Here is a 22,013-nt window from a genome sequence, read left to right as displayed (position 1 = left end):
CATATATGGAACAGCGGGTCATCACTCTATTTCACGAAAGCATTGAAGCAAAAATGCAGGCCGGCGAACAGCTGGCTCCGTTGATTGCCCACAGCAGCGAACTTATGGTCGAGAGCCTGCTACATGAAGGCAAAATTCTCACCTGTGGCAACGGCGCCAGTGCCGCCTTAGCGCAAACATTTACCTCGGCCCTGTTGAACCGATTTGAGCACGAGCGCCCCAGCCTGCCAGCCTTAAATATTGGCGCCGATGCCATCACCCAATCGGCCATCGCCCAAGATCACACCTATAACGAAATTTACGCAAAGCAGATTCGCGCACTGGGCAACCCGGGCGATATTCTGGTACTGATAAACGCAGCTGGCAGTCCAGGTAATTTGCTGCAAGCGATCAGCGCCGCCCACGACCGGGACATCCCCGTCATCGCACTCACCGGGCGCGACAGCAATGACATAGTCTCACTGCTGGATAACCGCGACATTGAACTGCGCGCACCCGACGCCCCCTATGCGCGCATTCATGAAGTGCACTTGCTCACGCTATTCTGTCTTTGCGATTTAATTGAACAACAACTGTTCGGGAGTCATGAATAATGCACAAGAAGTTGGTTTCCTGGTGCGCCATTTTGTTGCTCGGCATAACCCTCAACGGCTGCACCAGTATTATCAGCGCCACCACCGACGAGCCAATACAAATAGACCCGGGCAAGCGCTCGCTGGGCGTCAAAATTGACGATCAGCAAATTGAAACCATCGCCGCCGTCAACATTAACAAAGCTCACCCAATGTTGAACGACGCCCCCATCAGTGTGCACAGCTTTAACGCGGTGGTATTGCTGGTAGGCCAGGTACCCACCAAGGAGCTGCGCGAGTTAGCCGGTAATACCGCAAGGAAACTGCCCAATGTGCGGCAGGTACACAACGAGCTTCAAGTACAGGCCCCTATCTCATTGCTGGCAGGGGCAAACGACAGCTGGCTGTCGACAAAAATCAAATCCAAACTACTGACCAACCGCGATATTGACAGCGGCCGTCTGCAGATAGTGACGGAAAACAACACAGTATTTTTAATGGGCCTGGTCACCCATGCCGAGGCCGAAGCCATCACCGATGTGGCGCGTCACACAGGTGGAGTGCAGAAAGTGGTAAGAGTGTTTGAATATATCGATTAACCCCTAACAGCAGGGCAGACTTATGGACGTCTCAACTATTGTAATTTTGGTCGTGATTGCAGGGCTGGTGATTTACGCCATCAGCATTTACAACCAATTGGTCAGCTTGAAAAACCGTTTTAAAAATGCTTTTGCCCAAATAGAAGTACAGCTTAAGCGGCGCTACGACCTGATTCCAAACCTGGTCGAAACCGCTAAAGCTTATATTACCCACGAACGTGAAACCCTGGAAGCGGTCACCGCCGCGCGCAACCAGGCCATGGCGGGACTGAAAGCTGCCGCCAACGCGCCGGGTGATGCCGCCGCAATGGGCCAACTGGCTGGCGCTGAAGGTGCGCTGTCTGGGGCACTGGGGCGCCTTAATATGGTGATGGAAGCCTACCCGGATTTAAAAGCATCCGCCAATATGCAGCAGGTTTCAGAAGAGCTGACCAGCACCGAAAACCGAATCGCCTTCGCCCGCCAGGCGTTTAACGACTCGGTAATGAGCTACAACACTTATAAACAGAGCTTCCCCCAGGTGGTACTGGCCGGCATGTTTGGCCATAGAGAAGACGCCAGCCTGCTGGAATTTGAAGACAGCGAGCAAATTCAGGAAGCACCCAAAGTACAGTTTTAAGCGGCTCTGCTAAGCGTGGATTTTTTCCAGCAACAGGATATCGCCAAGCGCAACACCCGCAAGTTGGTGTTGTTATTGGCGCTTGCCATTTTATCCCTTATCGCCGTCACCACGGCGCTCTTTGCCCTTCTCACCTATTACCTGCAAACCGGCAACAGTGCTTTTGTTATGGAAACTGCCGGCATGAGCTGGTGGCAAAAGCTGCAGTTGCTGCTGGATTGGCAAGCCGTCAGCGGCATCGCGCTGGTGGTAATGGTGGTCGTTTTTCTGGGCGGTTTATACAAATACTTCCAACTTAGTCGTGGCGGCCGAGCGGTAGCCGAGGCCTTGGGCGGACACCCGATCAACACCAACTCGCAGGATTTTCACGAGCGCCAACTGCTGAATGTAGTTGAAGAAATGGCCATTGCCTCGGGCACCCCGGTGCCCCCGGTGTATGTCATGGAAGAAGCGGCGATTAACGCCTTTGCTGCGGGTCACACTGCGCAAGATGCCGTTATCGGAGTCACCCGTGGCTGTATGGAGCGATTAAGCCGAGCCGAACTGCAAGGCGTCATTGCGCACGAATTCAGCCATATTTTCCATGGCGACATGCGTCTTAATATGCGCCTGGTGGCGCTGCTAAATGGCATTTTGCTGCTGGGGCTTATTGGCCATTTTATGGTGCGCGGCAGTGCTTATCGCAGTATTGGCCGCTCCAGCAAAGACAATTCACAGGGCGCGATTATTGCCATCGGCATTGGGCTCATGATCATCGGCTATGCCGGCACATTTTTTGGCAACATTATTAAAGCGGCGGTAAGTCGACAGAGAGAGTTTTTAGCCGACGCTTCAGCGGTGCAGTTTACCCGCGACAACAGCGGTATTGCCGGTGCGCTGAAAAAAATTGGCGCCCTGCCCGCAGGTAGCCGCCTCGAGGCCGAGCATTCGGCAGAGTTTAGCCACATGTACTTTGGTCAAGGGGTAAAAACCGCCTTCAGCGGCTTAATGGCGACCCACCCGCCTTTGTCCGAACGCATCAAACGCATACAACCAAACTGGGACGGCTCGTTTGAGACGCAAGAACAACCGGCCACCGAAACGGTAAAAGATAACCAAAGCAACGCCTCGCAGCAGGCCGATGCAATAATGAAAGCCGCAGTGCTCGCCAGCGCCGTGGAACAAATGGGCCAACCCAACAGCGCACATCTGCTTCACGCAAAACAACTGCTACAGAACATTCCGCAAGCATTGCTGCAAGCGGCCCACGAGCCCTACGGCGCCCGGGCGATTATTTTCGGCCTACTATTGGATGCCGACACCGCACAACTGCAAGCTCAGTGGGGCGCCTTGCAAGAACTTTACGCTAGTGCAGAAATAAACCAGCTGCAAACGATTGCCCAAAGCAGCCAGGCTCAGCCGGAGCAATTGCGCCTGCCACTGATAGAGCTGGCCACACCCGCACTTAAGGAACTGAGCCCCGCCCAGCAGAAAACTTTTCTGCAGGCCGTGGACACCCTAATTCAAGCAGATCGCAAAGTCAGTTTTAATGAATGGATCGTGCGCCGTTTAGTGCGCCACCAGCTGAATCAACGTACGGACTATCGCCAATCACTTAACCTGCGCCAACTGCGCGATGAATGTGCGCTTTTATTAACTCTGCTGGCCAGAGCGGGGACCAACGAGACCGAACCGCAAGCGCTCGCTTTTCGCAGCGCCGTACACTGTTTGCGTCTGGGCGAGCTGCAGCCGCTACCCAGCGAGCAGCTATCGCTGGACAAACTCGACCGTGCACTCGCCAAGCTGCAGCAAGTCAAACCTCTGCAAAAACCCGCCCTGCTTAAAGCTATGGTTGTATGCATTGAACAGGACGGTTTGATCACGCCACGCGAGGCCGAGCTTTTTCGCACTATTGCCGTCTGCCTCGACTGCCCGGTGCCCCCGCTAAACGCCAGCCCACACTCTTAAATCTTTGCGCCGCAGCCGCTATAATGTCGCCACCTGCGCCGCGCGCGCTTAACCAACTTTTGAGGTGACCCCTTGCGACTGGATCAAGCCACTCCCGAACAACTGCGTGAATGGGAAGCACAACTGAGCCAAGACTATGAGGCCATTGTCAGCAAACAACTCAGCCTTGATGTAACCCGCGGCAAGCCCTCGGCCGAACAGCTCTCCCTGTCGGACGCTCTGGACGGCATTCTGAACGGCAACTACAAAACCGACAGCGGTGTAGACACCCGCAACTATGGCGGTATTGACGGCATTCCCGAGGCCAAACGCCTGGGCGCCGACCTGATGGGCGTACCCGAAGAGAATATCCTGGTGGGCGGTAACGCTAGCCTGACCCTGATGCATCAAACGATGATGGCGGCCTACGAGTTCGGCTTGACCGGCAGCGAAAGCGCCTGGAGCAATATTACCTCCCCCAAGGTTATCTGCCCCGTACCCGGCTATGATCGTCACTTTACTGTGTGCGAACAACTGGGTATTGAAATGGTTACCGTACCCATGACCGCCGACGGCCCCGACATGGACGCCGTAGAAGAGCTGATCAAATCAGACAGCAGCATTCGCGGTATGTGGTGCGTGCCCAAGTACTCCAACCCCACAGGGGTGGTGTACAGCGATGCCACCGTGGAGCGCATCGCCAAGCTGGGTGACATTGCCCACGCCGATTTCCGCGTGTTTTGGGATAACGCCTACGCGGTGCACGATTTAATCGACAATCCACCGCAACTGGCATCGGTATTCGATCTGTGCGCCAAACACGGCACCGAAAATACCGTTATTCAGTTTGCCTCCACATCAAAAATCACCCACGCGGGTGCGGGTGTAGCATTTACTGCCGCCAGCGCTGCTAACCTGGCGGGCCTGAAAGCATTTCTCGGCGCCTGCACCATCGGCCCGGATAAAGTAAACCAGCTGCGTCATGCACGCTTTTTACCCAACCGCGACGCCCTGATGGCGCACATGAAAAAGCACGCAGAGCTGCTGCAACCACGCTTTGATGCAGTACTGAACGCATTGCAAAATGCGTTTGCGGACACAGACCTGGGTAGCTGGGAAAAACCGGTGGGCGGCTATTTTGTCTCTTTCGACACCCGCCCTGGCTGTGCTCAAGAAACCGTGCGCCTGGCTGCAGAAGCCGGAGTGAAGCTGACGCCAGCCGGTGCCACCTTCCCCTATGGCGACGACCCGCAAGACCGCAATATCCGCATCGCCCCTTCAGTACCTTCGGTAGAAGAAGTGGTGGGCGCGATGGAAGTGTTTGTCACCTGCGTCAAACTTGCCTCAGTTCGCAAGGCTTTAGCCGACCAGTAACACGGCGTTCGCTGCAGTAAACAAGCCGCCTGCGGGCGGCTTTTCTTTGCCTTTTGGCTTTGCCCCCTACAGGACATAGCTTCCAGGCATAAAAAAACCACCCGAAGGTGGTTTTTTTATGCCTGGTAAGCGACCGATTGTTAATTCTCGGTAGGCACCAGTACAACGTTAGGAGCTTTGGCGGCGCGAGCGGCATCAGCGACTGCGACATAAACACCAGCATCAGACTCTTCATGCGCCTGAATAATGACCGATGCCTTAGGCAGCTCGGCGCGCATTTGCGCAATATTTGAGCGCACAGAGGCTTCATCGATACGGCGCAGACCATTTTCGCCAAACATCCAGATCTGATTATCGGCACTGATTTGCACCAGGATGTTCGGATCCGCGTTGGGCGGTGGAGGCTCGTCGTTCTCTTCTGGAACATTCACGTCAAGGCCAATTTCCTTAACGAAGGACGCCGTTACGATAAAGAAGATCAGCATGATGAAGACAACGTCCAGCATCGGCGTCAGGTCGATATCATTACTTTCCTCAGAGTTACGGTTTTTCTTTCTACGACTCACCGTACACACTCCCATTATTATGCTAGTGGATGTTCAGAGCCCCTGTAGAGCTTCTAGATGCCCCAAATAGGGGAATTCTATGGGCGGTTATACAGGCCCCTCATATTCGAAGCGCCAATACTACCAGCTTGTGCTGACGCTGACTAACCCATTTCGCCACTTTTTTAGGGCAAATATACGTAAAGGCCTGCACCGCCACCCCCTGCACCAAGCCTAAGTGTCAAACAAACCAATCTGGTCTGGCGTGTCGCTTGCCGGGCTTTGCTCCAAGCGAACCCCAAGGCCGAGCAAGCGCACCTTTTGATGACCCCGTGCCAGCGCTTCGGTTAACAGTGGGCGCATGGCTTCTGGGCCCCATTGCGTGCCGGGACGCTCCACGGTGGTTTGGGTAAAGTCGGCAAATTTGACCTTGACGAAGCCCTTGGCGACAGCAGCCTCCTGATCGATTTTATCCAGGCGGCGCTGCAGTCGCGGCCACAGCTCGTACAGCTTGTCATAGCAAGCTTCTTTACTCGCCAAATCTTCGGCAAAGGTCTGCTCCACACTGACCGACTTGCGTTCGCGCTCGGGAGTTACTTCGCGCTCATCAATGCCGCGGCTGAACCAATACAGCCTGGCGCCAAAGCGGCCAAACATTGTCTGCAACTCATCAATCGAGTAGCGATACAAATCGCGGCAATAAATCACACCTAAATACTGCAACTGCTCGCAGGTTACCCGCCCGACTCCGGGAATCAAGCGCACCGACAAATCGGCTACAAATTTATCCGTATCAACATGTGAAACCTGAAACAAACCGTCTGGCTTGCGCCAGTCACTGGCAACTTTCGCCAGAAATTTATTGCCAGCCACTCCCGCCGACACAGTAATCTGCAATTCGCGAGCGACGTCCCGACGAATTTTTCGCGCGACATCCAGCGCCTGCTGCTCATCAGTTGCGGATGCCGAAACATCCAAATAGGCCTCATCAACCGACAAAGGTTCAAGCAAATCTGTGTAACGCCGGAAGATGCTCATCATGGATGCCGAGACTTCACGATATAAATCCAGGCGGTGAGGCAGCAAAATCAAACCGGGACAAAGACGCAGCGCACGTGCCGTTGCCATTGCCGAGCGCACACCAAATTCCCGCGCGGGATAATTACAAGTAGAAATTACCCCGCGAGCACTGGCACTGCCGCCAATTGCAATCGGCCGATGCACAAGCTCGGGGCGCTCGCGCATCTCAACGGCCGCAAAAAAACAATCCGCATCGATATGAATGATTTGTCGAGACATTCACAACCCAAATAAGCACTGTATAAAAAGTCAGTATAAATCAGTTGTACAGCGGCAAACGATCAGCAAATAAATATTTTGCGATCAGCAAACCGGTCTTTTTACCAGTTAGGCGGGTGAAAACTTTAAAAAAAACGATAAATGCGCGAATAAATTTTATAATTCAACGATTTTTAACTAAAAATGTCGTAAAATGGTTGAAATTCGCCGGTAAAGTCTTAAAGTTTTCACCGCCGGATCTAATTCGTTTACTTTCTTGTTCACAACAATAAAGGAAGCTCACCATGGCTGCTCGTAAAACTAAAGCTGTAAACACAGTTGATCAGTTGGAAAAACAGCTGGCTCAGCTGCAAGACCAACTGAGCAAAGCTCGCGCCGCAGAAGAGAAAACTGCTGCAAAAGCTGTTGAAACCCAACAGAAAGCTGTAACCAAAGCGACCAAAGCTTTGCAAGCAGCCAAAACAAAATTGGCTGCGGCCAAGAAAAAGAAAACCCCTGCGGCCGCCAAGCAGGTTACCACTGCTACTGCGGCGGTTAAAAAAGCTCAGGCTGAAGCCACCTCGGCTCGTCAGGGTCTGGCAGCTGCTAAACAGCAACTGGCCAGCATTAAGTCGGCCAACAAGGTAGCCAAGCAGCACGAAACTGCCATGGCTAAGGCGCAACGTGAACTGGCGAAAAAGCAAAAAATTGCCGATCGCAAAGCCGCTGCCAAAGAAAAAGCCGCTGCCAAAAAAGCCGCTGTACGTCAAAAAGCCGCCGAGCGTAAGGCTGCTGCCAAGGCTAAGCTAGCCGCTAAAAAAGCCGCTGCTAAAGCAAAAGCCGCTGCCAAAAAAGCCGCTGCCAAGCAAAAAGCTGCCGAGAAAAAAGCCGCTGCTAAAGCTCGCGCTGCTGCCAAGAAGGCCGCCGCCAAGCAAAAAGCCGCCGCTAAAAAAGCCAGCACCAAGAGCAAAGCTCGCAAGGCGCCGGCAACTCGCAAAGCCAAGGCAACACCGGCTAAGCGCACCACCGCTGCGAAAAAAGCACCGGCCAAGCGCGGACGCAAGCCAAAGGCTAAGTAAGCCCAAGCGCAGCAAAAAAGCCACCGCAATTCATTGCGGTGGCTTTTTTGTACCTGCCATTTTTTCCACCCCAACCGAACTGACTTACTTATTAATCAGCTTGCGCGGATGAATTTCAATAACGGGCTCGGCCGGCGGCACGAACTCACAATAGGCACGATATTCCAAGGGCTGACGATAATAATCCTGCGCGTTGAAATCCATAGTAAAGCGCACAGCCACCTGTTCACTTTGCTCGACGGGCAAGAGCTCGGCCTCCGGTTGCTGATCAAACAGCCACTGCACCTGCTTCATATTGCGCGTCTGCTCGGCCAGTAGCGCTTTACACCTGGGCCAATAGGCAGCCCTCTCACGCTCCATTCGCAGCTTTTCTCGCTCAGCCTCTATTGCCTCACGCTGCGCTTGTAAGCGCGCCACTTCTTCCTGCCGCGCGATTTCCCGCTCGCGCTCAAGCTGACGCTGCCGCTCCAATTCTGCCTGATAAGCAGCAAAGCTAATACGCCCCTCAGGTCGAGTATCGTCGAGAATGTCGAGAGAATTGCCATCGACCTTCCAGCGATAGGTCAATTCATTGGTATCGCGGCAGGTGTAGCTGAACACCGGAGCCGTCTCTTCGCTGGCATCGATATTTAATGTACCGCTGATAAACCGGGCACACTTCTCAGTCTGCTCCATTAACTGGGCGCCATCGTAAAGCTGGGGCAAATAGCGCAGGTAAGAGCGCGGCAGATGCAATTGTTCAAGCTCTACAGCCTGCAAAGCCGGGCACAAGACTGCAAGCAGAGATAAACTAAAGCGAATTTTGCGGTGTTTGTTCAGCGGCAATTTGCGAGAAAACATAGGCGTGCAAGACCAACAAGGCGTCTTTATCGGGTTCGGTAAACTCTACCCCATAAACAGCGGGTAAGGACTGGTTTTGCTCCTGAGTGCTACGCTCGACACGCGAGCGAACCACGCTTTCTACCACCAGTGGCCAAGAGTGCCCCTGTACTGCAATCTGTGCTTCCAGCCTGATCTTATCGCCAACTTTGGCGATTGGCTCTCGCAGCTCAAGGCGGGCTCCATTAATACTGATATCGGCAATTTGCCCCGAGGTTTGAGGCTTGTCCAGCTCATCTTCGTTGGTGACTGAAGCGGGGTGGTTCACCACCACCCGAGTTGCACTGCGTATTCCTTTAAAAGTTACCGAGTCGGGATAACTGACGTGCAACAAGGGCAGCGGGTCGGTGGTTTGCGCCTCAACCGTGGCGGCAAATAAGCCAATACCATTGGCAATCATCAACCGTACCGCTATACGTTGCCCGGGACGAAAACGCGGGGCTTTGCCGCCCGTGCGCGGCTGGGTAAAAATAAGACTGCGCCCGGCAACCGCACCAACATAGCGGCAGGAGTATCGTTCCGGTTGCCCTGCGCTATTGCTAATTTGCACCTGCAGGGTAGCGCCGTGCACCAGACGTAAATCTTCAAACTCCATTGTCACCAGATACTCCACTTAGCGGCCCGTTTTACCGGGCGTACTTTTAGTTAGCGCTAAAGTATCGCAAGAGCCTTATAGATTTAGCAAGTTAAGCGCCAGAGGGCGGAATTTTTATTTTTGCTGCACGCGCGCCATCAGTTGGGGGGCGGGAGATTGAGCGTGGGGATAGATCGCACCAAAGCGACTATTCCATGCGAGTAACAAATCAGCTAAATCGCGGGCCTGCCCATGGAGCGATTTTAGCTCGTCCAGCGTGTCTTTCGGCCCCATATACAGCTTTACCGCACGATGACGCTCGGCGAGTTCATCCTGTGGGTATTGCGAGCGATAGACCTCAAGCTTCCAGCGCAAACTGTGCACGGTATTGCGGTAGTACAGAAGCTTGGTGTGCAAAGAAATGGGCCTGGTAGACTCAAGATCACCAAAAGCGGCAAAGTCAGCCGAGAACACCAGCACCTCGCGGTAGCCCGTATCCGCCACCACTGTGGCTGATCGTGGCCTATGGGTTAAGCGCGCCAAATCGCCAAACACTTCGCCGGGGGTAATATAGTTTACCGCCTGGCCGGTAAGAGCTTCATCGGCGTATACCGCCAGGCGCCCCTTAAGCAAGAAATAAAGCCCCTGATCACCATCGCCACGATTCAACACCACTTCGCCCGGGCGATAGACGATAAGCCGGGAATGCTGCAGCAGCGCCTCAAACTGATTGGTATCGGATGCCTGAACTGCCTTAAAAAAAGGAATGGCGAACAACAACTGTTCTATCGCCCGGCGATCCAACTTTTCTATCCGCTTAATTTCCATATCGCTCAGCACCCTCTGGTCCGGGCTTTATTTTATATTGCGCAACTAACAGGAACTGGTGTTTAAGGCTAATCATGATCAAAAGGTATCTACAAAACCAATTGTCGGATAAATAAGGGAAGTTCCCGCTTTTCGACAGCACAGTTTTTCGGTAGAGTAAAGGGTATAGTACAAAAAATTGTCGCAGGGGTGTCTTGTCAGACTCTGCGGTCATAAATGCCCAATAACTCTAACACTAAGTGAAGCCACTATATGCGATCCCTCCGCTCAATTCGATATTCGTTGGCGTGTGTAACCACATTCTTGATCGGTCTGTCACATTTTGTGACCGCAGCCCCGCTGCTGAACGGCATGGCCGTGCACCAGGAACTGGGTAAAGACCAGTTTATCGGTGCTATTTACAGTGAAAGTCTCACCGAGAACGCCGATGTATTGCTCGCGGCCGATATGCCCATGCGCATGGAGCTGAAAGTCACCGCCAACAGGGGATTATCGGCGCGACGTTTTAGCCGCATGTGGATTGAGGGCATGGCGATCAACAACCGCTCTGATGCACTGACCGCTCAAGCGGACAACATGGTGGCCTTCACCAAAATGTTTACCGAGCGCCTGCGTGAGGGTGACCATATAGTGTTTGCCCTCACCCCAGGCGAAGGTGTGAGCATTATTGTAGACACAATCACCATCGGTACCATTGCCAACGACGATTTCTTCGCCCTGCTGGCCAGCACTTGGGTAGGCCGGGTTCCCCTGTCCTCCAACTTTCGCGATCAACTGTTAGTTGCGGGTGATGTAAGCGATAGTTTGCGCAGCCGCTATCAATCGCTTAGCCCCACCCCAGAGCGCATTGACCAAGTGGCCGGATGGATCGCTCCAGAGCCGGCCCCTGCCCCCACGCCTGAACCCGAGCCGGAAGTTGCCGCGCAACCGCAAAGTGAGGCGGCCCCCGCTATTGCCGAAGCCGCACCGGTGATTGCCGCACCTAAAATCGAACTTCCAAAAACCGAACTGCCAGCGGCTGAGCCCGCGGCGCAGGCAGCTGCCGAACCCGAGCCAGAGCCAGAGCCCACACCAGAACCTGTTCGCGCAAGCAGTGCAGTAGCGGTTTCCAGTAGTTCGGTAGCAGCGCCCGAGCCAGAACCCGAAGAAGAGGATAGCGAAGATTATGTTCCCACCTTCACCGCCGAGTCGCTGCTGGCCAACCAGCGCTATTTCTCTCGGTTGGTGCGCCAGGTACAGTTAGAAATTGAATACCCTCGACGCGCTCTGCAGCGCGGCTACGAAGGGTTTGTGCGTATCGCCGTAGCACTGGACCGTAGTGGCAACCTGCTTAACGCGGAAATGCTGGAAGAGACGGAGTATTCCATCTTAAACAGTGAAGCAATGGAGGCGGTTGAAGATGCGGCGCCCTACCCCGAGATTCCTGAAATTATCACGGGCATCACCCACGAGTTCACCATCCCTATTACCTTTGCCCTGCGCAGAGAATAAAAAAAGCCCGGGTCTTGGCCCGGGCTTTTTATTTTGCCTCACCGATTAGAGATTAATGCTCGCGCGTAGCTCTGAAGCGTACATCGGGATAACGCTCTTCGGCAAGCGATAAATTAACCCGGGTAGGAGCCAAGTAAGTCAAATGGCCACCGCCGTCGATACACAGGTTATCAGCGCACTTGCGCTTAAACTCTTCGAATTTTTTCGCATCATCACATTCAACCCAGCGAGCTGTGGCAATATTCACCGGCTCGTACACCGCTTCCACCTTGTACTCATCCTTCAAACGGTAGGCAACCACTTCAAACTGCAGCACCCCCACAGCGCCGACAACAATGTCATTGTTATTCAAAGGAAAGAAAACCTGAGTTGAACCCTCCTCCGACAGCTGCTGCAAACCTTTTTGCAGTGCCTTAGTTTTGAGTGGATCTTTCAGGCGAATACGGCGAAACAGCTCAGGGGCAAAGTGCGGAATGCCCGTGAACTTGAGCGCTTCACCTTCGGTAAAAGTATCGCCGATCTGAATCGTGCCATGGTTGTGTAAGCCGATAATATCTCCGGAAACCGCCTCTTCTACCGACTCGCGATCGCCGGCCATAAACGTTACCGCATCGGAGACTTTAACGTCTTTGCCAATGCGTACGTGCCGCATTTTCATCCCTTTCTTATACACCCCAGAACAAACCCGCATAAAGGCAATCCGGTCGCGGTGCTTAGGGTCCATGTTGGCCTGAATTTTAAAAACAAAACCAGAAAAACCCTCTTCAGAAGACTCGATAAACCTCTCGTTGGTATCGCGGCCAATAGGTTTGGGCGCCCACTCGACAAAACCATCGAGCATTTCACGCACACCAAAATTACCTAAAGCCGTGCCAAAGAAAACCGGAGTCATACGCCCGGCCAGATACTCATCCAACTCAAACTCGTGGGTAGCACCGCGCACCAGTTCAATCTCGTCGCAGATGTCCTCGTACTCGTCCCCTAACAGCTGCCGCGCCTCGTCGCTATCAAGGCCCTTAACCTGTTCATCCTCAGGGATCGTATGCCCCTGCCCAGAGCGATACACATGGATAGTGTCGGTATAAAGATTGTAGACGCCCTTAAAGTGCTGCCCCATCCCCAGCGGCCAATTGATGGGCGCAGCGGCAATTTTCAACACATCTTCAACTTCGTCCATTACCTCAATAGGGTCGCGGGTATCGCGATCCATCTTGTTGATAAAAGACAAAATTGGCGTATCGCGCAGCCGACAAACCTCCATCAGCTTGATGGTTCGATCTTCCACACCCTTGGCGCCGTCAATTACCATCAACACCGAGTCAACTGCCGTGAGGGTGCGGTAGGTATCCTCCGAAAAATCCTCGTGCCCGGGCGTATCCAACAGGTTTACGGTGCGGTCTTTGTAGGGAAACTGCATGACCGACGAGGTCACCGAAATACCCCGCTCCTGCTCCATGGTCATCCAGTCCGATTTGGCATGAGGGCCTTTTTTACCCTTGACCGAGCCCCCCACTTGAATGGCATTACCGAACAACAACAGCTTTTCGGTAATAGTGGTTTTACCGGCATCCGGGTGAGAAATAATCGCAAAGGTACGACGCTTTTGGATTTGCTTGAGCAAAGCGGGATTGGCCATGAGTTTACTTAAATAGGGTCGGTTAACAGAGGGGCGGTATTGTCCATCAAATGCACAACGGACACAATTGCCTGTTGCTGGCCCCCTCACTCAAGAGTAAGTGCCAGCACGCGAAAATATTAGATGTGAAATTTAATTCCCAGAGCGGTTAACTCTGGTAGGCGTCGGCAGCGGCAATAAAGTACGGGTTTAACACAGACTCTTTTTGGTTATAGGGCAAATGCCGGCCCGATTCCGTTTCAATAATTTTACCACCGGCACCGACTAAAACTGCGTGAGCGGCACCGGTATCCCACTCGCTGGTGGGGCCGAGGCGCGGGTATAAATGCGCTTGGCCTTCCGCCACTAAACAGATTTTGAGCGAACTCCCCATGCTGGTAATGCGCGGGTTATCAAATCGGGCGATAAAATCGGCGAAGGCTTCACTTTGGTGTGAGCGGCTGCCCACGATACACCAGCCGCTGGAATCGGTCGGCACATCGGCTACCCGAATAGCCTGAGTGTCACCATCTTTAACTTTAAAGCTGCCGTCTACCGCCCGGCCTCCGTAATAGGTAATGCCGAGCGCAGGCGCCACCACCACACCCCATACAGGATGGCCATCGACGATGTGCGCAATATTCACGGTAAATTCATCGTTCTTTTTAATAAATTCTTTGGTGCCATCTAATGGGTCGACCAACCAGTATTCACGCCAGGCTTGCCGGGTGTGCCAGCTGATATCGGCACTCTCTTCCGACAGCACGGGAATGTCCGGGGTAAGAGATTCCAGCGCTTTTTGAATGTGCTGATGGGCCGCTAAATCAGCCTCGGTGAGCGGGCTGTCATCGTCTTTATGTGCAACAGAAAAGTCGCGCTGGTAAACCTGCATAATCAGGTCACCGGCCTGCTCCGCCGTTTCAATGACTTGCGGGTAGTCGGGTGTATTACTCATGGGGCATCCTGAAGGGAATTCTATTGGGATAAGACCTGCAGTATATGTTTGACGCTGTCGGCAACACTGAGGGTGCTGGTATCAATGGTGATTTCGGCGTTCTCCGGCACCTCATAGGGATCGCTGATACCGGTAAACTGCTTGATAACACCAGCGCGGGCTTTTTTGTACAGCCCCTTGGGGTCACGCTGCTCACACACAGACAAAGGTGTTTCCAGATAAACCTCGACAAACTGGCCGTGTTTGAAAATTGAGCGCACCATCTGTCGGTCGCGTTTGTAGGGTGAAATAAACGCGCAAATCACCACCAGCCCCGAGTCCACCATCAGCTTGGCCACCTCGCCCACGCGGCGGATATTCTCCGCGCGATCGGACTCAGTCATACCCAAATCTTTGTTCAGTCCATGGCGAACATTGTCGCCATCCAGCAGAAAAGACTTCACACCATTCTCGTGCAAGGTGGCATCCAGAGCATTGGCAACAGTGGATTTACCCGCGCCAGACAGCCCGGTAAGCCATATACAGCGCGGGGTTTGCTCCATCAATCTCGCCCTGTCCAGCGGGCTGACAGTGCATTTATGCCACACCGCATTGGAGGGCAAATTAATATTCTTCAGCTCGTAGGGCGTGTTGCTGTCGCTCATGTCTATCCCTGGGGTCTCTACCGAATGGCGCATTGTACCTATTCCACCATAGCTACAGAAGCGCAGTGGCCCGCAAAGTGGTTATCAAGTGTAACGAACAAACCTTATCACGCCGCTGTAACAAGGTCGCCCTGATACCGATCAACAGAATGGGAGGCACATTCTAGCGCTCGGTTACCTGCTTACGCAGCCAATGCCAGGCCCAACCGCCCACCAGTACATTGGTCACCGCGGTAGCCGCGAACAAACCATTCAGCCCCCAAACCAGCTGCAGCAACCAGGCTAAGGGCAAAAAGACCAGCAATACGCGACTGGCGGAGAGCAACATGGCGGGCCAGGGTTTGCCCAGGCCGTTAAAGGCCGCATTCACAGACATCACCAACCCGTAGGCACCGTAACTAAAAGGCACAATACTGAGATAGAGTACCGCCACCGCGGCGACCTCGGCATGATCGGTAAACAACCCGGCGATGGGTCCGCTTAAAAGCCAAAGCAGCAGTGCCAGCAAAGCCCCAAACCCCAGGCAAAATACGCTTAATACCTTGTGCGCCTGCTTAAGTCTGGACTGAATACCGGCGCTGTGGTTCTGGCCGAAAAAGGGCCCGACCACACCAGATAGTGCATAAAAAGCAATCAGCGCCAGGGGCTCAACGCGCACGGCAATGCCCATGCCCGCTACCGCATCTGTGCCGTAGCGCGCGACCATCATCACCACAATACCGCTGGCCAGGGGAATAATAATATTGGATGCCATGGCCGGCAGCCCAACATGCACAATGCTGCGCCAAGACCGCACAATGGCCGCCCAGGGAGCGAAAGGTGTAGTTAGCAAGCCCACTCGGGCGCGCAATATGTAAAGTGCGATCATCAGCGTCAGGCCGCGGGTAATTAAGGTAGCCCAGGCTGCGCCGGCCAACTCCAAACGAGGCAATCCCCACAGGCCAAAAATAAGCAGCGGGTCCAGCAGTGCATTAAACACAGCGGCAGCGCTCATCAGTGTGCCCTGCACCCGGCTCATCCCCATAGCGCGCAGCGATGCCAAAGCCACCATGGGCACCAGCAAACAGGGCGCGCTGAAGTACCAGATACTCATGTACTGATGAATAAGTGGCAACAATTCGCTGGAGGCGCCCAGCAGGGTAAATAGCGGATCGATCGTAAACCAACCAATCGCACAGACACTGACGGAAATTAGCAGAGTTAAAGTGACCGCATCGGTCGCCAGCCGCTGAGCATCATTGGCCTCACCCGCTCCCACACTGCGCGCCACCGCCGATGACGTGCCCGCCCCTAGGCCGATACCAATACTGGTCAGCACCATCACCACCGGGAAGGTAAAGCTCATCGCGGCTAGATGTGAATTGCCCAGCTGAGCAACAAAGAAAGTATCGACCACATTAAACGACATGGTCGCCAACAGCCCCCACACCATGGGCAAAGCCAGGGCGCGCAATTGGGATGAAACCCGGCCTTCTGTCATGGTGGCCTGTAACGGAGGCATGGAGTGGAACCTGTTTCTGCGGAGGGAGGCGAGTATAACAGACGCCCAACGGTGATCCAGGCGCACTGCCTCAGCGCCCGAGGCAGTGAGTGCTGAGTAAGCCCCGTCCCACCCTATACGGTTACGGCGACTTACTCAAAAGCTGCGATGTTTCAGATGTCGGGGACGCAGTCCGGTGATAAGCAAGATGGCGGCGTAGATGGCGGCGCCTGCGGCGCATAGGGCGGCCAGGCGCCAGATGCGGTCAAACGCACCCCACTGTATCCACTCGGGCCAGAGCATTGTGGCAGCGTAGAGCAACACCCCCATCGCGGTGTTAGCCAGCAATAACTGCAACAAAAAGCGGCCCCAGCCCGGCTGACGCCAGAATATCTTCCGGCGGCGCAGGCCCCAGTAGAGCAGACCGCTGTTTATATAAGCCGAAGCCGCCGTCGCCAGGGCCAGGCCCACATGGCCAATGCCGTAGTAAAAATGCAGCGGCACCACAAAAATCAGGTTCAACACCATGTTGGCCGCCATGGCGATAATGCCAATGCGCACCGGGGTTTTCATATCCTGGCGGGCGTAAAAGCCAGGGGCCAGCACTTTAATCAGCATAAAAGCCAACAAACCCAGGGCGTAGGCACGCATACTTAGGGCCGCCATATCCGTATCCGCCGCTGTGGTGGCGCCGTATTGAAACAGAGTAACCAGAATTGGCTCGGCCAGAATCAGCAGCGCCACCACGGCGGGCAAGGCAATCAAAAACACCAGGCGAAGCGCCCAGTCCAGAGTACTGGCAAAACTGGCGGGGTCTTTACCGGCGTGCTGGCGCGACAAGTTGGGCAAGATAACCGTGGCGATAGCCACCGCAAACACCCCCAGGGGCAAATCGGCCAAGCGCTCGGAATAGTAAAGCCAGGAGATACTGCCATCGGGCAGCAAGGAGGCAATCACCGTATCCAGCAGCAGGTTTATTTGACTGACGGACACCCCAAACAGCGCCGGCACCATCAAGGTCAAAATGCGTTTAACCCCGGGGTCGCGCCAATCCACCTTGGGCGAGGGCACCAACGCGATGGGTTTTAAAAACGGCAACTGAAACAGCAACTGCAACACCCCGGCGGCCAACACACCCCAGGCCAGTCCCAGCGCCGATGGGTCAAACATAGGGGCGACGACCAAGGCGGCGACGATAAGCGCCACATTCAATAACACCGGGGTAAACGCTGGTATTGCAAAGCGGTCGTAGCTGTTGAGAATGGCGCCTACCAAACCGGTTAGCGAAATCAGCATCAGATAGGGAAAGGTGATGCGAATCATCTCGGTGGCCAGGGCAAACTGCTCGGGGTCACCGCGAAAGCCTGGCGCAAATACTGTTGCCACCAAAGGCGCGCCCAACACCGCCAGCGCGGTCACCAGCAGCAACACCAATCCCAGGCCCCCGGCTACCCGATCCACCAGCGCCTTGACCGCCGCGTGAGAGCCATTTTGCCGATACTCCGACAACACCGGCACAAACGCCTGGGCGAAAGCCCCTTCGGCAAACAGGCGGCGCATAAAGTTGGGAATCTTGAACGCTACGAAGAAAGCATCGGCCCCGCCACCGGCGCCAATGGTGTGGGCAAACACCACATCGCGCACCAACCCCAGCACCCGCGAGCTCATGGTCATGGCGCCCACCTTGCTGCTAGAACGAAGTAGGCCGGGCTTGGCGGGCGGCTTATTGGCCGAGGGCTGTGGGGTTTCTAACTGACTCACGCGGCATCCTGTGGGCGGTTACAAGAGCGCCATTATCCATATCAACCACGCGATTGAACAGCACACCAATTGCAAATATACATGATAATCTTTACCATCCGCACAAATTTCGCAGAACGGATAACTTCATGCTTAAACGATCACCTCTCTTTCTCGCCGTAGCCCTCGCCTCGCCCCTAACTCAGGCAGCCGACTCTGAACCCAGCGCCGAGAAACTGGAAACCATGGTCGTCACCGGCCGGGCCCAGTCTCTGTATCGCGCCAACAACTCCTCGGTATCGACCCGTATTGATGCCGACCTGTCGCGGGTGCCTGCCTCGGTGCAAATCATTAACGCCGAGCTAATTGAAGACCAGGGCGCGCGGGATGCGCGGGATCTATATCGCGATATCAGCGGCGTGAGCGTATTCAGTTATTCGGGCATTACCTTTCGCGGCTTCCGTCAGGATGATGCGTTGTACGACGGCCTGCGCGGCGACCCCTACGCGGGCTTTACCGTACCGCGCACCTTTGGCGTTGACCGCCTGGAAATACTTAAAGGCCCCAGTGGCGCCATCTACGGTGCCGGCGCGCCGGGCGGGTTGATTAACTACGCCACCAGCCAGGCCAGCCTGGAGCAGTACGGCCGCGCCCAGATTGTGGTAGGCGATTACGACTTAACCGGGGTGAACGTGCAGGCCACCGGCGGTTTTGGCGACAGCGACTTTGGCTACCGGGTAGCCATGCTTAAAGAGACCGAAGAGCCGTTTCGCAACAACAGCACCAACGACAACGACCAGGGCGACTTAGGTTTTATTTGGCAGCCGGGCGTCGACACCAGCGTGCAAGTCAAATATTCGTTTGTGGATCAAACTCTGGGGGCCAACCGTTTGCGCGGCGTGCCGGTGGATGAAGACGGCGAGTTTTTGGTGGACCCCAGCTGGAACCACAACGAACCCACCGACTTTTTAAGCCTGAGCGCCGATGTGTTCTACTCGCGCCTGCAACACGCGTTTAACGACAGCGTCAAACTGGATGCGGCGGTTCGCTACTATGAAAACCAAGAGCTGCAGAACTATCACGAGCCGCGCGGACTTTACGACTCCAATGACGATGGCGTAGACGACATGATGGCGCGCCAGTTTCGCGACCAAGTGCGCAACAGCGAAGGCACCAGCGCTTACGCCAACTTAATTTACGAATTTAACACCGGCGGCATCAGCCATCAGCTGCTGACGGGTTTTGATATTTATGACCTGGACAGCGACTTTAAAGCCAAGCGCGGCAGCCCCGTAACCGATGGCGGCGTTGTGCCACCACTAAGTCTTTACGATCCGGTTTACGGCCAGACCTCTCGCGCCCAGTACGGCCTGGATGATCGCGACTGGGAAAGCGAATCGCAATCGGGGCTGACCCAATCGGGCCTGTATGTGCAGGACTTAATCGGATTATCCGACGCCTGGGATGTGCTGGTTAGTCTGCGTTTTAACGACTTTGAAAGCACCAGCGGCACCGCCGAAGACAGCGACACCGCCCTCACCTACCGCCTGGGCACGGTTTACCACTTAACCGACAACCTCAACTTTTACGCCAGCTACAGCGAGGGCTTTGAGCCGCAAAGTGTTTCGAGCCAGGACGAAGAAAAAGGCGGCCCCTTTGCCCCGGAAGAAAGCCAAAGCTTTGAAATTGGCAGCAAGCTCACTCTGTGGTCGGGCCGCGCGCAGTTAAACGTCGCCGCCTACGAAATTGAAAAAACCAATGTCGTGCAATCCGACCCGGCGGGCGATGTCGGCGGCGACGGCGTGGACGACTTAATTGCCGTGGGCAAGGTGCGCAGCCGCGGGGTAGAAATGGACTTAAGCGCCGACCTACTGCGCCACTGGACCATGACGTTGAATTACGCCTACAACGACACCAAGGTTCTCGAAGCCACCAGCGGCATCACCAACGCCACCGGCGATCGGTTTGCCAACACCCCGCGCAACCTGCTGGGGCTGTGGACGCGCTACGACTTTCCCTCCATTAACTCGGCATTCGCTTTTGGGGTGGACTACAAAGACGAGCAAATCGGCATTCAGGGCGATTATGTGAAACCCTACACCGTGTTCGACGCCAGCTGGCAAAGCAGTTTTGACCAGTGGAAACTGCAACTGAATGTCAGCAACCTGTTCGATGAAGAGTACGCCGAAAGTGGCTTTATTACCCGCACCGGTCACTTCCCCGGTGAACCGCGCCGTGTGGTGGCCACCATCAGCCGCGAGTTTTAACACTCAGTGGCGCGGCGGATGAACCGCAAACAGTGGTTTAGTCTGCACAGCTGGGCGGGCATAAAATTCAGTCTGTTGCTGTTTTTTATCTCGCTCACCGGCACTCTGGCGGTGTTTGCCTATGAAATCGACTGGCTGCTCACGCCCGAACTACGGGTAGAAGCACCAGCGGATGGCAAGGAGCGTCCGGCCGGTGAACTGCTGGCCGCCGCCCACACCGCCAACCCCGACTGGACGGTCAGCTCTCTTAATCTGGGCCTGCCGCGCTTTATGGCGGCCGAAGCCATTGCCCGCGATGAAAGCGGCGAGCTGCAGCGAATTTACATCAACCCCTACACCGCCGAGGTGACCGGAACCGCCCCGTGGTTTAACGCCCACCGATTTCTCCGCCAGACCCACCGGCATTTAATGCTGCCGCTCAAATGGGGCCTCACCATTGTCGGGCTGCTCAGCATCCCCTTGTTATTGTCATTTTTTTCGGCGTTTTTTATTTACAAAAAATGGTGGCGCGGCTTTGCCAAAACGCCCATCAGTGGCGATACCCCCAGACGCTGGTGGGGCGACCTGCACCGCTGGTTGGGTATTTGGAGCCTGCCATTTATCGGTCTTATCGCCCTAACCGGCCTGTGGTATTTGATAGAGCGCTGGGGTGGCTCGGCGCCCGCCGCAACCAGCCTTTTACCCGAAGCGGAAGCTCAAGCACAACCACAAGACGCTGCCAGGCTGACTTCAGCTATCAATCAAGCCCTGGCGCAGAACCCGGGCTTTGAGCTCAAGCGCATTCTGGTATTAAAAGACAAACCCCTGCTACTACAGGGCGAGGACACGGCGATATTGGTGCGCGATCGCGCCAACACCATCGCGGTTGACGCCAATACCCAAACCCTTATCGGCCAGATTAAAGGCGAGCAGTTGAGCGTTCACCAGCGCATTGCCGAAGCCGCCGACCCACTCCACTTTGGCACCTTTGCCGGTTATCCCAGCAAAATCATCTGGTTTATCTGGGGCCTGGCCATGACCATTCTGTCGGGCAGTGGCGTCTGGTTGTGCGCTCTGCGCCTTGGCAGTCGCCGCAAAGGCCCCAATCCCCGCGCCGCCTGGCGGCTGATTGGCCACAGCCGCTGGCTCCAGCTGGCACTGGTGTTGGCGAGTCTCGGGCTCACCCTGCCTTTCTTTTTTGCTTGACAGCTTAACCGCCGCCCGATACTGTATATCCAAACAGTATCGCAATGGAGGTTAACCATGGCAGTAGTCGCCGTCTGGAAATGTGACCGGGATGGAAAGATGTTTGATGATAAAAAAGCCGCCGAAGCTCACGACAAAATGTTGGAGCTGGCAGCCAATATTACCGACCTGATTGAAAATTCCGTTAAAGGAATCAGCGAAGAACACAGCGAAGCCATTGGCCTGTTGCTGGCGCGCAATAGCGAGAAGCTGGCCAAGGCCTGTAAAGGCAAGCCAGAGGCTTTATTAGAGGTAGACGAAGACTCCAGCGTAACGCCCCTGGCCGCCAACCAGTAAAACCACACCCTTCACCACGCGCCGGAT

Annotated in this window: 20 protein-coding genes; 10 read left to right on the top strand and 10 right to left on the bottom strand. The window is 54.8% G+C overall.

Translation table 11 applies throughout. The features are described from left to right. Nucleotides 1-5: 5 nt before the first annotated feature. The 5 genes from NHM04_RS14305 (at nt 6) to NHM04_RS14285 (ending at nt 5,090) form a co-directional block, all read left to right on the top strand. Complete coding sequence (locus NHM04_RS14305; protein ID WP_254264442.1) at nt 6-593, top strand: SIS domain-containing protein; 588 nt, start codon at nt 6-8, stop codon at nt 591-593. Further along, entirely contained in the window at nt 593-1,171 is a 579-nt protein-coding gene (locus NHM04_RS14300; RefSeq protein WP_254264441.1) for a BON domain-containing protein, read from the top strand. Before NHM04_RS14305 ends, NHM04_RS14300 begins: the two co-directional genes overlap by 1 nt. A 22-nt stretch (nt 1,172-1,193) precedes the next feature. Continuing rightward, nucleotides 1,194-1,790 carry a LemA family protein gene (locus NHM04_RS14295; protein ID WP_254264440.1) on the top strand — a complete coding sequence of 199 codons (597 nt, stop codon included), beginning with the start codon at nt 1,194-1,196 and terminating at the stop codon, nt 1,788-1,790. Between the two features lie 15 nt (nt 1,791-1,805). Further along, nucleotides 1,806-3,737, top strand: a complete 1,932-nt coding sequence (locus NHM04_RS14290) for a M48 family metallopeptidase (RefSeq protein WP_254264439.1) — start codon at nt 1,806-1,808, stop codon at nt 3,735-3,737. Nucleotides 3,738-3,809: 72 nt separating this feature from the next. Continuing rightward, nucleotides 3,810-5,090, top strand: coding sequence for an aminotransferase class I/II-fold pyridoxal phosphate-dependent enzyme (locus NHM04_RS14285; protein WP_254264438.1), 1,281 nt, complete (start codon nt 3,810-3,812; stop codon nt 5,088-5,090). Between the two features lie 140 nt (nt 5,091-5,230). Here NHM04_RS14285 and NHM04_RS14280 read toward each other — a convergent pair whose 3' ends face one another. Together NHM04_RS14280 and dinB are read right to left on the bottom strand one after the other, a co-directional pair. Continuing rightward, nucleotides 5,231-5,656 (bottom strand): biopolymer transporter ExbD, encoded by a 426-nt coding sequence (locus NHM04_RS14280; protein WP_254264437.1) that lies wholly within the window; start codon nt 5,654-5,656, stop codon nt 5,231-5,233. A gap of 213 nt (nt 5,657-5,869) precedes the next feature. Then, nucleotides 5,870-6,934: a DNA polymerase IV gene (gene dinB, locus NHM04_RS14275; protein ID WP_254264436.1), complete on the bottom strand. Its 1,065-nt coding sequence runs from the start codon at nt 6,932-6,934 to the stop codon at nt 5,870-5,872. A 284-nt stretch (nt 6,935-7,218) separates the two neighbouring features. On the opposite strand from dinB, the gene NHM04_RS14270 reads away from it, so the two are divergent. Beyond that, nucleotides 7,219-7,992, top strand: coding sequence for a hypothetical protein (locus tag NHM04_RS14270; protein ID WP_254264435.1), 774 nt, complete (start codon nt 7,219-7,221; stop codon nt 7,990-7,992). Between the two features lie 84 nt (nt 7,993-8,076). Here NHM04_RS14270 and NHM04_RS14265 read toward each other — a convergent pair whose 3' ends face one another. The 3 genes from NHM04_RS14265 to NHM04_RS14255 form a co-directional block, all read right to left on the bottom strand. Then, nucleotides 8,077-8,832, bottom strand: coding sequence for a hypothetical protein (locus tag NHM04_RS14265; RefSeq protein WP_254264434.1), 756 nt, complete (start codon nt 8,830-8,832; stop codon nt 8,077-8,079). After that, nucleotides 8,783-9,466 carry a flagellar brake protein gene (locus tag NHM04_RS14260; protein WP_254266641.1) on the bottom strand — a complete coding sequence of 228 codons (684 nt, stop codon included), beginning with the start codon at nt 9,464-9,466 and terminating at the stop codon, nt 8,783-8,785. The genes NHM04_RS14265 and NHM04_RS14260 overlap by 50 nt, the downstream gene beginning before the upstream one ends. A gap of 114 nt (nt 9,467-9,580) precedes the next feature. After that, nucleotides 9,581-10,273: a cyclic nucleotide-binding domain-containing protein gene (locus tag NHM04_RS14255; RefSeq protein ID WP_254264433.1), complete on the bottom strand. Its 693-nt coding sequence runs from the start codon at nt 10,271-10,273 to the stop codon at nt 9,581-9,583. A gap of 324 nt (nt 10,274-10,597) precedes the next feature. On the opposite strand from NHM04_RS14255, the gene NHM04_RS14250 reads away from it, so the two are divergent. Next, the gene (locus NHM04_RS14250) at nt 10,598-11,764 is read left to right on the top strand and encodes a TonB family protein (protein ID WP_254264432.1); all 1,167 of its coding nucleotides are present in this window, start codon (nt 10,598-10,600) and stop codon (nt 11,762-11,764) included. Between the two features lie 52 nt (nt 11,765-11,816). On the opposite strand, the gene prfC is transcribed toward NHM04_RS14250, so the two are convergent. The 5 genes from prfC to murJ form a co-directional block, all read right to left on the bottom strand. Beyond that, the gene (gene prfC / locus NHM04_RS14245; RefSeq protein WP_254264431.1) at nt 11,817-13,400 is read right to left on the bottom strand and encodes a peptide chain release factor 3; all 1,584 of its coding nucleotides are present in this window, start codon (nt 13,398-13,400) and stop codon (nt 11,817-11,819) included. A gap of 148 nt (nt 13,401-13,548) precedes the next feature. After that, the gene (cysQ, locus tag NHM04_RS14240) at nt 13,549-14,334 is read right to left on the bottom strand and encodes a 3'(2'),5'-bisphosphate nucleotidase CysQ (RefSeq protein ID WP_254264430.1); all 786 of its coding nucleotides are present in this window, start codon (nt 14,332-14,334) and stop codon (nt 13,549-13,551) included. Between the two features lie 20 nt (nt 14,335-14,354). After that, nucleotides 14,355-14,978: an adenylyl-sulfate kinase gene (gene cysC, locus NHM04_RS14235; protein WP_256526697.1), complete on the bottom strand. Its 624-nt coding sequence runs from the start codon at nt 14,976-14,978 to the stop codon at nt 14,355-14,357. A gap of 163 nt (nt 14,979-15,141) precedes the next feature. Then, the gene (locus NHM04_RS14230) at nt 15,142-16,479 is read right to left on the bottom strand and encodes an MATE family efflux transporter (protein WP_254264429.1); all 1,338 of its coding nucleotides are present in this window, start codon (nt 16,477-16,479) and stop codon (nt 15,142-15,144) included. Nucleotides 16,480-16,614: 135 nt separating this feature from the next. Continuing rightward, nucleotides 16,615-18,219, bottom strand: coding sequence for a murein biosynthesis integral membrane protein MurJ (gene murJ, locus NHM04_RS14225; protein WP_256526696.1), 1,605 nt, complete (start codon nt 18,217-18,219; stop codon nt 16,615-16,617). Between the two features lie 128 nt (nt 18,220-18,347). On the opposite strand from murJ, the gene NHM04_RS14220 reads away from it, so the two are divergent. From NHM04_RS14220 to NHM04_RS14210, 3 genes are read left to right on the top strand one after another with little or no spacing between them, the layout of a single operon-like run. After that, nucleotides 18,348-20,465, top strand: a complete 2,118-nt coding sequence (locus tag NHM04_RS14220; protein WP_254264428.1) for a TonB-dependent siderophore receptor — start codon at nt 18,348-18,350, stop codon at nt 20,463-20,465. An 18-nt stretch (nt 20,466-20,483) separates the two neighbouring features. Further along, nucleotides 20,484-21,650: a PepSY domain-containing protein gene (locus NHM04_RS14215; protein WP_254264427.1), complete on the top strand. Its 1,167-nt coding sequence runs from the start codon at nt 20,484-20,486 to the stop codon at nt 21,648-21,650. A gap of 57 nt (nt 21,651-21,707) precedes the next feature. Further along, the gene (locus NHM04_RS14210) at nt 21,708-21,986 is read left to right on the top strand and encodes a YebG family protein (RefSeq protein ID WP_254264426.1); all 279 of its coding nucleotides are present in this window, start codon (nt 21,708-21,710) and stop codon (nt 21,984-21,986) included. Nucleotides 21,987-22,013: the final 27 nt, after the last annotated feature.

It is taken from the genome of Gilvimarinus sp. DA14 (assembly GCF_024204685.1).
Taxonomy (GTDB): domain Bacteria; phylum Pseudomonadota; class Gammaproteobacteria; order Pseudomonadales; family Cellvibrionaceae; genus Gilvimarinus.
This window is presented reverse-complemented; position numbering and strand designations above follow the sequence as displayed.

Excerpts from the sequence above, each read along its gene's own strand:
- NHM04_RS14305 (WP_254264442.1), top strand. The coding sequence starts at position 6 with ATGGAACAGCGGGTCATCACTCTATTTCACGAAAGCATTGAAGCAAAA.
- NHM04_RS14300 (WP_254264441.1), top strand. The coding sequence starts at position 593 with ATGCACAAGAAGTTGGTTTCCTGGTGCGCCATTTTGTTGCTCGGCATA.
- NHM04_RS14295 (WP_254264440.1), top strand. The coding sequence starts at position 1,194 with ATGGACGTCTCAACTATTGTAATTTTGGTCGTGATTGCAGGGCTGGTG.
- dinB (WP_254264436.1), bottom strand. The coding sequence starts at position 6,934 with ATGTCTCGACAAATCATTCATATCGATGCGGATTGTTTTTTTGCGGCC.
- NHM04_RS14270 (WP_254264435.1), top strand. The coding sequence starts at position 7,219 with ATGGCTGCTCGTAAAACTAAAGCTGTAAACACAGTTGATCAGTTGGAA.
- NHM04_RS14265 (WP_254264434.1), bottom strand. The coding sequence starts at position 8,832 with ATGTTTTCTCGCAAATTGCCGCTGAACAAACACCGCAAAATTCGCTTT.
- NHM04_RS14260 (WP_254266641.1), bottom strand. The coding sequence starts at position 9,466 with ATGGAGTTTGAAGATTTACGTCTGGTGCACGGCGCTACCCTGCAGGTG.
- NHM04_RS14255 (WP_254264433.1), bottom strand. The coding sequence starts at position 10,273 with ATGGAAATTAAGCGGATAGAAAAGTTGGATCGCCGGGCGATAGAACAG.
- prfC (WP_254264431.1), bottom strand. The coding sequence starts at position 13,400 with ATGGCCAATCCCGCTTTGCTCAAGCAAATCCAAAAGCGTCGTACCTTT.
- cysQ (WP_254264430.1), bottom strand. The coding sequence starts at position 14,334 with ATGAGTAATACACCCGACTACCCGCAAGTCATTGAAACGGCGGAGCAG.
- cysC (WP_256526697.1), bottom strand. The coding sequence starts at position 14,978 with ATGAGCGACAGCAACACGCCCTACGAGCTGAAGAATATTAATTTGCCC.
- NHM04_RS14230 (WP_254264429.1), bottom strand. The coding sequence starts at position 16,479 with ATGCCTCCGTTACAGGCCACCATGACAGAAGGCCGGGTTTCATCCCAA.
- NHM04_RS14220 (WP_254264428.1), top strand. The coding sequence starts at position 18,348 with ATGCTTAAACGATCACCTCTCTTTCTCGCCGTAGCCCTCGCCTCGCCC.
- NHM04_RS14215 (WP_254264427.1), top strand. The coding sequence starts at position 20,484 with ATGAACCGCAAACAGTGGTTTAGTCTGCACAGCTGGGCGGGCATAAAA.
- NHM04_RS14210 (WP_254264426.1), top strand. The coding sequence starts at position 21,708 with ATGGCAGTAGTCGCCGTCTGGAAATGTGACCGGGATGGAAAGATGTTT.